General features: G+C 43.6%; 9 protein-coding genes. 1 reads left to right on the top strand and 8 read right to left on the bottom strand.

Translation table 11 applies throughout. The annotated features are described in order from the left end of the window. Window positions 1-83 precede the first annotated feature (83 nt). The gene (locus AB8S08_RS07465; protein WP_369742367.1) at window positions 84-356 is read left to right on the top strand and encodes a TIGR03643 family protein; all 273 of its coding nucleotides are present in this window, start codon (window positions 84-86) and stop codon (window positions 354-356) included. Window positions 357-384: 28 nt separating this feature from the next. Here the strand turns inward: AB8S08_RS07465 and AB8S08_RS07460 are convergent, their stop codons facing one another. The 8 genes from AB8S08_RS07460 to AB8S08_RS07425 all read right to left on the bottom strand — a co-directional run bounded on the left by AB8S08_RS07460 (window position 385) and on the right by AB8S08_RS07425 (window position 12,252). Next, complete coding sequence (locus tag AB8S08_RS07460) at window positions 385-2,211, bottom strand: long-chain-acyl-CoA synthetase (RefSeq protein WP_369742366.1); 1,827 nt, start codon at window positions 2,209-2,211, stop codon at window positions 385-387. Between the two features lie 192 nt (window positions 2,212-2,403). Continuing rightward, entirely contained in the window at window positions 2,404-4,107 is a 1,704-nt protein-coding gene (locus AB8S08_RS07455) for a proline--tRNA ligase (RefSeq protein ID WP_369742365.1), read from the bottom strand. A gap of 87 nt (window positions 4,108-4,194) precedes the next feature. Further along, window positions 4,195-4,905 carry a tRNA (N6-threonylcarbamoyladenosine(37)-N6)-methyltransferase TrmO gene (gene tsaA, locus AB8S08_RS07450; RefSeq protein WP_110075271.1) on the bottom strand — a complete coding sequence of 237 codons (711 nt, stop codon included), beginning with the start codon at window positions 4,903-4,905 and terminating at the stop codon, window positions 4,195-4,197. A 100-nt stretch (window positions 4,906-5,005) separates the two neighbouring features. Then, window positions 5,006-5,416 carry an H-NS family nucleoid-associated regulatory protein gene (locus AB8S08_RS07445; RefSeq protein WP_369742364.1) on the bottom strand — a complete coding sequence of 137 codons (411 nt, stop codon included), beginning with the start codon at window positions 5,414-5,416 and terminating at the stop codon, window positions 5,006-5,008. A gap of 107 nt (window positions 5,417-5,523) precedes the next feature. Beyond that, window positions 5,524-7,167 (bottom strand): electron transfer flavoprotein-ubiquinone oxidoreductase, encoded by a 1,644-nt coding sequence (locus tag AB8S08_RS07440; RefSeq protein WP_369742363.1) that lies wholly within the window; start codon window positions 7,165-7,167, stop codon window positions 5,524-5,526. A 28-nt stretch (window positions 7,168-7,195) separates the two neighbouring features. Continuing rightward, window positions 7,196-9,400: a putative bifunctional diguanylate cyclase/phosphodiesterase gene (locus AB8S08_RS07435; RefSeq protein WP_369742362.1), complete on the bottom strand. Its 2,205-nt coding sequence runs from the start codon at window positions 9,398-9,400 to the stop codon at window positions 7,196-7,198. After that, a complete protein-coding gene (locus AB8S08_RS07430; RefSeq protein ID WP_369742361.1) occupies window positions 9,401-11,344 on the bottom strand; it encodes an acetoacetate--CoA ligase in 1,944 nt (647 codons plus the stop codon). Further along, the gene (locus AB8S08_RS07425; RefSeq protein ID WP_369742360.1) at window positions 11,344-12,252 is read right to left on the bottom strand and encodes a hydroxymethylglutaryl-CoA lyase; all 909 of its coding nucleotides are present in this window, start codon (window positions 12,250-12,252) and stop codon (window positions 11,344-11,346) included. The genes AB8S08_RS07430 and AB8S08_RS07425 overlap by 1 nt, the downstream gene beginning before the upstream one ends.

Genomic DNA, 12,252 nt, shown 5'->3' with positions numbered 1-12,252 from the left:
CATGAAGTTATGCTTGATAACTAATCTAAAAATAAAGCTTGAGCGTAATTGTGGTTGGATAAATCACACAAGAGCAAACAAGTATGAGTAAAGGGAATAACTGGGATTATCAGCTTGAACCTTCAGAATTATCACGAATTATCGAGATGGCATGGGAAGACCGAACTCCGTTTGAGGCAATCAAAACTCTATACGGTATGGATGAGCAAGCTGTTATCTCGCTCATGCGGCGGCAACTCAAACCTTCTAGTTTTAAATTGTGGCGTCAACGGGTTAGTGGTCGTGTCACTAAGCATGAGCGCTTACGAGACCCCGCTGTAAGCCGAGCTTACTGTCCGACTCAATATAAGCGTTAATGAGTGTTTATAAACCTGTTGGGTTGTTCTATTTTAGTTGGATTAAACCTTGATGGATAGCCTCATAAAGCTGGGTACTAAGGGGCTGATAACCATGTTTTAAATCAACTAACACATACAATGGGTCGGTCACCTTGGCTAAACTAAAGCTATCTTTTTTCAATTGAGTTTTCATTACTTTGAAAGTAGTTGTCAGCTCGTGATGCTGACGAAGCCGAATAAAGCGAGGTAACGCATATTCGGGTAAGTGCTTGCGGATGGTTTGAAAGAACTCTTGAGGATTGAACTCTCGACCTTGTGCTAGAACAAGACTAACCATCCCTGCTTTACCTTCGGCATGAGGTACTTTTACACCGTAGGCTACAGCTTCAATGATATCGGTAACACGAGCTATTTGTGCCTCAACTTCTGTGGTGGCAACGTTTTCTGACTTCCATCTGAAGGTTTCACCCGTTCTGTCGACAAAGGCAATATGGCGAAACCCTTGATGTCGAACGAGATCACCCGTATTGAACCAACAATCGCCAGGTTTAAAAACATCTACCAGTAATTTTTCAGCATTAGCTTGGGGGTTATTCGTGTAACCATCAAAGGGAGCTTTCGATGAGACCTTTGTTAGTAAAAGGCCAACGTCACCTTTAGCTACAGGTTGTAAATAGCCGAGATCATCTTGTATCGGTATTTCGCGTTCAAAATCAAATGCGACAACCGCATATGTCATGGGTGAAAAGCCAACAGTACGTTTTAAGTTGAAGGCATTAACAAAGCCAACATTGCCTTCGCTAGCACCGTATAGTTCGCAAATATGACGAATACCAAAACGTTGCTGTAACTCATCCCAGATTTCAGCTCTTATCCCGTTACCAATAATGGCACGAATATCATGCTGGTTATCACTGGCGTGGGGCGGCTGATTTAGTAAGTACCGGCACATTTCTCCCACATAAACAAAAACCGAGGCTTGAAAATCTTTGATATCCTGCCAAAACCCTGAGGCACTGAATCGTTCAGATAATGCCATCGAACTACCACTCATGACCACGGCACTTAATGCTATGGATAAAGCCGTATTATGATAAAGCGGCAGGGTGTTGTAGAGGGTATCTTGTTGTTTCAATCTCAGCGCCATATGGCCGAAGCCAATACCGGCTTTATACCAGCGAAAATGGGTCATGGCTGCAGCTTTAGGTAAACCAGTAGTGCCAGAAGTAAGTACATAAAAACAATGCTGAGCTAAAGTAATGGTCTCGGTTTGGCGTGGATTGTGTTGATGTTCAGGCTTAATTAAGGGCGTTAAATCAGTGGAAAAACAAGCTTGCGCGGCAGCGCTTAATTGGTTCCATTCCATTCTAGAATCAAGTGCACATTGAAGATCTAGGTTAAGAGTTGCGACTTCCTCGGCGTACGCACTTTGGCTGATTAATAACTTGGGCTGCAATACTTTAATACTATGTGCGAGAGTTTCTTGCCGCTGTTTTGAGTTAAGCATGCCAGCTATGGCCCCAAGCTTATTGATTGCAAATGCCCAAGCTAGCTGTGCAGCCGAATTATTAAAAAGTAACGCGACACAATCACCTTCCTTGATACCATAGGCAGCAAGAGCGTGGGCTAATTGATTAACCCAGCTGTTGAATTCTTCGTAAGTAAAGTTGCCTTCATGAGTCTTCAAAAAAATACGTTTGGGATATCGGCGAGCTGCTTGCTGTAGAAACCATCCCGTAGAGCCACGGTGATGTTTTTTAGCCCATGCTAATTTAACAAGAGTGCAGAAAAAAATCGGTAAACGAGGGATGAATTTAATCAAAGCCCCTAACATCATTTTCCATGAAATCGTGTTGTTATTATTTTTATCCATGGTTAAAGGTTTAATTAGTAGGATTAACTTTATATTAGCGCTAATACTAATGTTATTTCCATAGCTGGCCCGCGTAATTTTTGCTTAATAGTTGCCCTAGTGATCTGACTTAAATTGAAAGCCCTGCAGCTGATTCAGCTGCAGGGCTTTGCTTTTATCTGGTTCTTGTGGCTTGCGGGCCGGTTTTAAAACTTATTGCGACATAAGAAAACTAACAACATCATCAATCGCGATAGTTTGTTTTGCACCAGTTGTTCGGTTTTTGTATTCAATCAAACCTTCATCAAGGTTGCGTTCGCCAATCACTAATTGGTGAGGAATTCCAATCAACTCCATATCCGCAAACATAACGCCGGGTCTTTCCTTTCGGTCATCAAAAAGTACATCTACATGATGGGCTTGAAGGTCTTTATACAATTTTTCTGCAGTATCTTGTACTCGTGACGATTTGTGCATATTCATGGGTACGATTACTACTTGGAAAGGAGCTAGTGCCGTTGGCCATTTGATACCGAATTGATCATGGTTCTGTTCAATCGCTGCGGCAACAATTCGAGAAACTCCAATACCGTAGCATCCCATCATTAACGTTTCATGTTTACCGTTATCAGTAAGGACACCAACTTTCATTGCATCTGAGTATTTCTTCCCTAATTGGAAGATATGACCCACCTCAATACCTCGTTTAATCAGAAGGTTACCTTTACCACAGGGGCTAGGATCGCCTGTAACCACGTTGCGGATATCTGCTACCTCTGGTAGCGGAACATCACGATTCCAATTGATATTGAAGTAATGATAGCCATCATCGTTAGCGCCTGCAGCAAAATCTGCCATAACGGCAACACTGCGATCAATAATCAAGGGAATTGGAAGCCCAACAGGTCCAAGAGAGCCCGGGCCTGCGCCAATTGCAGCCACAATTTCTTCTTCATTTGCGAACACGAGCGGTGATGCGATCTGTGGCAGTTTTGCTGCTTTTATTTCATTTAACTGATGATCGCCACGTATCATAAGTGCAACTAGCGACCCCTCAGTACAGCCATGAACAATAAGAGTTTTTACGGTCTGTTCTATGGCGATACCAAACTCATCAACTAGGCTAGCAATAGTTTTAACGTTTGGGGTGGCGACTTTCTCCATAGCTGCGGTTGCTGCCGGTGGCTCGGCTAGAAGTGTTATAGCTTCGGCCATTTCAACGTTCGCGGCGTAATCAGAACTATCAGAGAATGCAATATCATCTTCACCAGAATCAGCCAATACGTGAAACTCGTGAGAGGAGTGACCGCCAATGGAGCCTGTATCAGCGATAACAGGGCGATAATCTAGGTTTAAACGCTCGAAGATACGACAGTAAGCAGCATGCATAGCATCGTAAGTTTCTTGAAGACTAGCTTGGTCCAAGTGGAAGGAATAAGCATCTTTCATGATAAATTCACGCGCCCGCATGACGCCAAAACGAGGTCTAATTTCATCTCGAAATTTAGTCTGGATCTGGAATAAGTTCATAGGCAATTGCTTATAACTATTGATTTCTTTTCGAACGAGTTCAGCAATGACTTCTTCGTGTGTGGGGCCCAGCACAAAATCACGATGACTACGATCTTTCAATCTAAGTAGTTCAGGACCATAATCTTCCCAGCGACCAGATTCTTGCCATAGATCAGCGGGTTGAACCATAGGCATTAACACTTCTAGCGCACCAACGCGTTCCATTTCTTCTCTGACTACATGCTCTACTTTACGTAAAACTCGTAAACCTGTTGGTGTCCAAGTATAAAGACCAGCAGCTACTTTGCGAATCATACCGGCGCGAAGCATTAATTGATGGCTAATAACTTCGGCATCAGCAGGTGTTTCTTTTAGTGTTCCAAGTAAGTATTGGCTAGTACGCATGTGTCCCTCAAAGTTCCAACTAGGAGCTAATTAAAGCGCTTATAGTAGTTAAGTAATGGATAGAATTCTACCAGCAGCGGGGCTAAGTCAAAAGGCTTTAGTGACGCTTAAGACTATATTTTGCTGTTGTTTGACCCGCCACTTAATATTTAAATCATAAAGCGCCATACCATAAATTTTCTCTTGATGAGCTGCTTTGTTATAAGCAGGACGTGGATCCTGTTCTAACACTTGCCCGATCAGTTCTTTTAGGTTTGGATAATCGTCAGCAAGTAAGGCTAGGTCTTGTATGGCTTGTTCACTGAAATGAGTCACTAATTCAGTAGTAGGGCGATTATCGGCAAAGCCACCTTGAGCATCGATAACACTATCAGCGTAGGGTAAATAGGGCTTAATATCGACCACCGGAGTTTCATCTACCCAATCCGCACCTTCAACGGTAATCCACGTGCTACCGCTGTGGTAATCAATGCTCAACAGTTTTACCACCGACATCCCCAGGCCATTGGGGCGATAGGTCGCTCTGGTGGCGAAAACGCCCTTACGTTGATTACCGCCTAATCGCGGTGGCCTCACCAACGGTTTCCAACCGCTTGCAACGGTCTGATGAAAAACAAAGATGACCCAAATATGAGAAAAATCGAGCAACCCTCGGCAGCAATCAGGCTGGCTATAAGGCCCTGTCAGTTCAATGGTAGTGGTAGCAGCGCGAACCAGTCCCGGTTGTCGAGGAACAGCAAATTTTTGTTGGTAGGGCGAATGTACCTTACCTATGATTTCTATTTGATGGTGTTTCATGAAGCTATGCTAGCCCCTTAAGGTAGGACTACTGAGGCTTGTGTTACTGGCACTCTAATTGCATCACTAGGTATGCTTATAAGTGCCAGTTCGGGCTTATCTATTTTAATAAAAACTGTTCTAAGCTGGCACCTTCGGCTAGCGCTTTTACGATAGCTTTTGGCATACGGCCTTGGCCCGTCCAGGTTTTACGTGCACCATGCTCATCAGTGTAAGCATACTTTGCTGGCTTAGGCGAGCGCGGCCGTTTTATTTGGGCAGAGGTGCCGGCAAAGGAAGTATCCATCAGATCTTCTGGAGATAAACCAGCATCGGCGATAGCAGCTTTTAATGCCGCTATTTTCTCAAGTCGTTCGGCTTCTTGTTGACGAAGTTCTGCTTCTTCTTGAATCCGATCGTCGATTATTTTCCCAAGCTTTAACTGAACTTCTTTTAACTCTTCAACCGATAACTCTTTTATTGCAGCTTTTAACCGTCGTCCGTGGGTTAATATAGAAATAAATTCACTCATTAAACGAAACTCTCTTTATTAAGTTATGAGGCGATATTACATACGAGTTTTATTACGACGACAATCTTATTTTCATGTCCGATTTCTCGGACATGAAAATTAAGCTGTTACATATTAGGATAATTAGGTCCACCTGTACCTTCAGGTGTCACCCAAGTAATATTTTGCGACGGATCTTTAATATCACATGTTTTGCAGTGAATACAATTCTGGGCATTTATCTTAAATACATCTTTACCATTTTCTTCTACCACTTCATAAACGCCAGCAGGGCAGTAGCGCTGAGCTGGCTCTGCGAATTTGGGCATATTCACATTCAATGGAATGCTCGAATCCTTAAGCTTTAAATGACAAGGCTGATCTTCTTCATGATTAGTATTCGATAAAAAAACGGATGATAATCTATCAAAGGTCAATTTGTTATCAGGCTTTTCGTACTCAATGACTTGGCATTCGCGCGCCAGTTTTAACTGCGCGTGATCTTCATGCTGATCTTTAATGTTGAATGGTAGCTTACCGCCAAACCAGTTCTGATCGATGGTGTTATATGCGCCACCAAGGTAAGTACCAAACTTATGAACGGCCGGACCAAAATTACGTGAGCGGTATAGCTCATCATATAACCAAGATTCTTTAAAACGAGATTCAAAATCTTTTAATTCGTGGTCTTCGGTATTGTTATGTAACGCATGAAAAATACTTTCGGCAGCTAACATCCCAGATTTCATTGCAGTGTGATTGCCTTTGATTTTGGCAAAATTAAGCGTGCCAGCATTGCAACCTATTAAAATGCCACCGGGAACCGTCATGCGCGGCAAGCTATGAAAGCCACCTTTAGTAATTGCTCTCGCTCCGTAAGAAACACGTTTACCTTGCTTCAGTGTGGCAGCAATCTTGGGATGCGTTTTAAATCGCTGAAACTCGTTAAAGGGACTTAGGTAGGGGTTTTTGTAGTTTAGATCGACAATCAAGCCTACATAAACCTGGCCATCTTCTGCATGGTAAAGGTAGCCTCCACCGGTTGCTTCGTCGGTGAGCGGCCAGCCGGTGCTATGCACAACTAACCCTGGTTGATGTTGCTCGGCTGGGATATCCCATATTTCTTTAAAACCAATCGCATAATGTTGTGGTGAGCAATCTTCGGCTAGTTTAAATTCTTGCTGTAACTGCTTACCTAGATGGCCACGGCTCCCCTCGGCAAAAACAGTATATTTAGCACGAAGCTCCATGCCGGGTTCAAATCCTGGTTTTTGTTCGCCGTTACTGTTAATGCCCATATCACCAGTAATTACACCAGCTACACGTTGCTCTTCAATGATGATGCTGGCCGCTGGAAATCCAGGGAATATTTCAACGCCCAATGCTTCGGCTTGTTCGGCTAACCAGCGACAAAGATTACCTATACTAGTAATGTAGTTACCATGGTTGTGGAATGTCTTAGGGACCATGAAAGACGGCAGTTCAGTTGCCTTTTCTGAGTTTTTGAAGAGCATGATTTGGTCGTGCGTGACTGGAGTATTCAGCGGCGCTCCCAATTCTTGCCAATTTGGCAATAACTCATTTAATGCGCGTGGTTCAAAAACGGCGCCTGATAAAATGTGAGCACCGACCTCAGAACCTTTTTCAACAACGCATATCATTAATTCTTGTTGTTTTTCTTTGGCTTGTTGGGCCAAGCGAATAGCACAACTCAATCCTGCTGGACCTGCTCCAACAATAACAACATCAAACTCCATACTTTCGCGTTGCATTTGCTACTCCTTTTATTAACTAGTGTGCTCAACCACGCTGTTGTATCTGAGCATCTAAAATACTTTGAACTTGTTCGGCTGGAACTGGACGAGAAAGGAAATATCCTTGCGCCGATACACAATCACGCTGTAATAAGAAATCTACTTGCTGCTGATTCTCTACACCTACGGCGCTAATTTCAATGGCTTTGTGCCGGCTAAATTTAATCATAGTGTCAGTAATCAAACTTTGTATTACATCATAGGGCAGCTTCTCAATGAGGGGTTGCCCGATTTTTAGTTGATGGGGAACGCATTTTTCCATCGCAGCAATTGAATCATAATTTAATCCAAGGCCATCAACGGTTAATCTAAATCCAAGTTTTTTAAGCGTTACTAATATCCCATCATCGAATTGTGCGTGAGAACAGTAAAGCTCTTCTCTAATCTCAATATAAACCAACTGAGCTGGTATATTAGTTCGTCTTAAGTTTTCCTTTAATAGCTCTGGTAATTCAGGTAGTGCTAACTGTTTGCCTGAGAGATTTATTCCAATTCTTAAGTCATGATACTCGCCATCACGCCATGTTTTAAATTGATTAAATATTTTTCTGAGAATAGTTTCCGTTAATCGTACAATCAAACCTGTATCTTCGACGAGTGGCAGAAAATATTCAGGAAATGCCAAGTCACCATCATGTTGGCGCCAACGCAAGAGTCCCTCTAGCGACACAATTTGATTACTACGAAGGTCAAAGATGGGTTGATAATGAACTTCCAATTTTTGTGACTCAATAGCTTCATGTAATTGTTCAAGTACGTATAACCGCTGACTTAATTCTGACTGCTGATCTTGGGTATAAATACATACGCCGCGATAACCAATTTGCTTAGCCTTATTTAGGGCAATATCAGCATGGCGTAATAGAGTTTCAGCATCGTAATTCGCATCATTGGCAAAGGCCATACCTATTGAAAATGAACTATAAATCTCATGGTTATTGATAAAAAACTGAGGTTCTATTTGTTTATTGACTAGGGTCGCAATTTCATGTGCCTTGTCATTACTATTCACATCGGCTTTAACTAACAAAAACTCATCACCACCTAACCGCGCCAAGTAACTTCCTGGCAGTGATAACCGTTCTAATCGATGAGCTACGCGTCGAAGTAATTCATCACCAATTTTGTGACCTAGGGCATTATTGATGTCTTTAAAATGATCGAGATTTAACTGCAATACTAGCGTATTGCCTAATTCTGCTTGTTGCTCGGCTAAGTGCTGTATTAAATAACGAATGAGTGCATTACGATTCGGTAATTCAGTTAAAGCATCGTGTTCAGACAAGAACTCTAGCCTCGCCTGAAGCTCATTTTTGGTTTGCAGATGAAGCTGCAATTCAGCAAGCTGGTTATTTAGCCGCTTGATATTTAATTCGCGCTTATTAATGGCATAAGCAGCTAAAAAACCAAGCCCCAGCAGGAATAAAGCAGCTAACGGCAAGTAAATAGGTCGAACAATATGAAGTTGCTCAAAACGCTCATGGCTTGGCCATAGGGTAAATAAGAAACGCGAGTCAGCGATTCTTATCGTAAATTCTTTTCCCCATAGATTGCGTAGCTCATCGTTAGCAGCGAAAGAAAAAATCGGTTGATTATCACGTACGACGCTAATTTGGTTACCTTCTTGAATATGGTGCCTGATGGTCGCACCAAATAGCTCTTGTAAATCAACCAATAGAACCATGAAATAGGACGTGGAACCATCTTTAAAAGGGACAATTAGCGCAAAATGGTGAGCATCGTTAGCGAGGTTTTTTCCATCCACGAATAGGGGCTGTAATTGACTTTGCTGAATATGAAGTCGATCTTCAGGGCTAACCAATAACTCGGTCTGCTGAGCTAAATGAGCATTCACCGAGCCGTATGTTTGGATAATTTTCAGCTCATCATCTACTAAGATAACGGCTTCAACCGATTTATAAAAGTCGGCTAAAATATCATTAATGGCTTGGCCAGGATCATCAACCACTGAAATAGACGGTTGCTGAAGCAATTCACCGGTGATTTCTGCGGTGTACATTAGCCTGATGAGACTAGCTCTGAGGTTGCTTTCAACACTTTGTGCATCGTCTTGGATACGTTGGTGAATGCGCGAATGATCATAACTCTCTAAGGTTAGCCATGCCAGCATGGTAACCCCGAGAGTGATAATTGCTACAATAAAGTAGGACCGCCAACCGCGCACTAACACTTACTCCTGTAGTTCAGGTCGGTTTACAAAGTACTGCAACGCGTCTGGGTTTGCGAGAGCGTCGGTATTTTTTACCGGTTCATTATGAATCACTTGACGTACCGCAAGTTCAACAATTTTACCACTGATCGTTCTTGGTATATCAGCTACTTGAGCAATAATCGCAGGAACATGACGTGGCGTAGCATGCGTCCGAATAGTCTGTCGTATTTGCTGTTGTAAGGCATCGTTGAGCTGTAACCCATCACGTAGACGCACAAACAGCACCACGCGCTCATCATCTTGCCAGCGTTGTCCCACAGCAATACTCTCTAAGACGGCTTCGACTTTTTCAACTTGTCGATAAATTTCAGCAGTACCTATGCGAACGCCACCAGGATTAAGGACAGCATCGGAGCGACCATAAATAATCACACCTTGGTGTTGGGTTATTTCGGCATAATCGCCATGTGCCCAGACTTGATTAAATCGTGCAAAATACGCGTTAAAATAGCGTTCTCCTTGGTTATCGTTCCAAAAACCAAGGGGCATGCAGGGAAAGCTGTTAAGACAAACTAATTCACCTTTTTCGCCTGTTACTGGGTTACCTTGCTCGTTAAATACCTGCACATCAAGAGCTAAACCACGACATTGCAGTTCACCACGATAGACGGGAAGAATAGGGTTGCCGAGTGCAAAACATGAAACGATATCAGTACCACCTGAAATGGACGACAAACAAAGATCAGCTTTGATATCTCGATAAACATAATCAAAGTTCTCCGGCGCCAACACCGAGCCGGTCGTTAAAATGGTTCGCAATTGAGTTAACGAATGCTGTTGTTTGGGCTGATAACCGGCTTTTTCTAGGGCTGATAGATATTTCGCACTAGTCCCAAATACGGTGATGCCTTCCTCGTCGGCCACTTGCCACAAATATGCAGGGCTAGGGGCAAAAGGAGAACCATCAAAAAGCACCAAGGTAGCGCCTTGAGCAAGACCAGAAACCAACCAGTTCCACATCATCCAGCCGCACGTGGTGAAGTAGAAGAAAACGTCATCGCGACGGATATCAGTATGGAGAGCATGCTCTTTTAGATGCTGTAAAAGTGTTCCACCAATACCATGCACGATACATTTAGGGACCCCCGTTGTGCCTGAGCTGAACATAATATAAAGCGGTGCATTGAACGGCATAGGTTCAAAGTGAAGGGTGTTGGCATCTTCTATCAGGTAATCATCCCAAGCGTCAAAACCAGGTGCCAAGGTTCGGTTTATTTCGGCAAAGGGGACAACAAGGGTGCGTTGTAAACTGGGCAATTGTTCTCTTATAGCGGCCACTTTTTCATGAATATCGATGGTTTTGCCGTTATAAAAGTAGCCATCAATGGTGATCAGCAGTTTAGGTGTGATCTGACCAAATCTATCCACGACACCTTGTACACCAAAATCAGGAGAGCATGATGACCACACAGCTCCGATACTGGTGGTTGCTAGCATCGCTACAACTGTTTCAATACAGTTAGGCATCATACCAGCAACGCGGTCGCCGGCAACGATACCGTCTTTACGCATAGCTGCTGCTAGCGCAGCGACCCTGTGATACAACTGTGCGTAGCTAAGTTGCTGCCGACTTCCATTTTCGCCGCGAAAAATAAGTGCAATGCGGTCGTCACGATAGCGTAAGAGGTTTTCTGCAAAATTAAGCGTGGCTTGAGGAAACCAAGAAGCGCCGGGGAGTTTATCGGCGTCTCTAACTATTATTTCGCCTGGTTCACCAATAACGTCACAATAATCCCATAGGCTGCGCCAAAAGGTGGGGCTATGAGCTACTGACCAGGCATGTAAATCATGATAGCTAGCCAGTTGGAGTTGTTGTTGGCGATTGATGGTGCGCATAAAATCAGTCATACGCGCCTGCTCAATTTGCTCGGCAGAAGGCTGCCACATAACTGAGTTCGACATTACTTGGTTTCCTGTTTTGCTAATTCAGCGAGTGCGACCTGTGAACGTGGACCATGATTTAAATGCTGACAAATAGTGGCGCCGGCTTCGACTAATTGATTAAGATTGATACCGGTATTAATACCCATACCTTCAAGCATATAAACTAAGTCTTCGGTAGCTAAGTTACCGCTAGCGCCTTTGGCATAAGGACAGCCACCTAAACCTGCCACGGCACTATCAAAGGTGCTTATTCCCATAGGTAGACAACTAGCGATGTTGGCGAGCGCTTGCCCGTAAGTATTATGAAAATGCAACGCTAAGTGCTGCATCGGCACTCGTTCAGCAACGGCTGCTAGCATCTGTTGGGCGTGCAATGGTGTCCCTACGCCAATAGTATCGCCAAGGGATATTTCGTAACAGCCAAGCTGCCAGAGTTGTTCGGCTACGGCGGCTACTTGCGAGATCTCAACGTGGCCTTGATAAGGACATCCGAGAACACAACTGACATAGCCACGAACACGGATGTTAGCTTGCCGAGCAGCTGCAATAACAGGTGCAAAACGCGCAAGGCTCTCTGCATTACTGCAATTAATATTTTTTTGACTAAAAGCTTCAGATGCCGCAGCGAAAACTGCTACTTCATCTACGCCTGCTGCAATTGCTGCTTCAAAGCCCTGTAAATTAGGTGTTAATGCTGCATAAGTGGTTGTTGGTAAGCGCTCAATGTTGGCAAAAACAGCCGCGCTGTCAGCCATCTGAGGAACCCATTTGGGGCTAACAAAGGCACCTGTTTCAATGTAAGTTAAACCACTTTTTGCTAATGCATTCACCAGTGCGACCTTTGCCTCAAGAGACACAGCAACTTCGTTCTGCAAACCATCTCTGGGGCCTACTTCAACTATTTTAACTTGCGTAGGTATTGTCAT

Source organism: Pseudidiomarina sp. PP-1MA (genome assembly GCF_041200125.1).
Lineage (GTDB): Bacteria > Pseudomonadota > Gammaproteobacteria > Enterobacterales > Alteromonadaceae > Pseudidiomarina > Pseudidiomarina fusca.
The sequence above is the reverse complement of the archived record's forward strand: the minus strand, read 5'-3'. Positions and strand labels throughout refer to the sequence as shown.

Excerpts from the sequence above, each read along its gene's own strand:
- AB8S08_RS07465 (WP_369742367.1), top strand. The coding sequence starts at position 84 with ATGAGTAAAGGGAATAACTGGGATTATCAGCTTGAACCTTCAGAATTA.
- AB8S08_RS07460 (WP_369742366.1), bottom strand. The coding sequence starts at position 2,211 with ATGGATAAAAATAATAACAACACGATTTCATGGAAAATGATGTTAGGG.
- AB8S08_RS07455 (WP_369742365.1), bottom strand. The coding sequence starts at position 4,107 with ATGCGTACTAGCCAATACTTACTTGGAACACTAAAAGAAACACCTGCT.
- tsaA (WP_110075271.1), bottom strand. The coding sequence starts at position 4,905 with ATGAAACACCATCAAATAGAAATCATAGGTAAGGTACATTCGCCCTAC.
- AB8S08_RS07445 (WP_369742364.1), bottom strand. The coding sequence starts at position 5,416 with ATGAGTGAATTTATTTCTATATTAACCCACGGACGACGGTTAAAAGCT.
- AB8S08_RS07440 (WP_369742363.1), bottom strand. The coding sequence starts at position 7,167 with ATGCAACGCGAAAGTATGGAGTTTGATGTTGTTATTGTTGGAGCAGGT.
- AB8S08_RS07430 (WP_369742361.1), bottom strand. The coding sequence starts at position 11,344 with ATGTCGAACTCAGTTATGTGGCAGCCTTCTGCCGAGCAAATTGAGCAG.
- AB8S08_RS07425 (WP_369742360.1), bottom strand. The coding sequence starts at position 12,252 with ATGACAATACCTACGCAAGTTAAAATAGTTGAAGTAGGCCCCAGAGAT.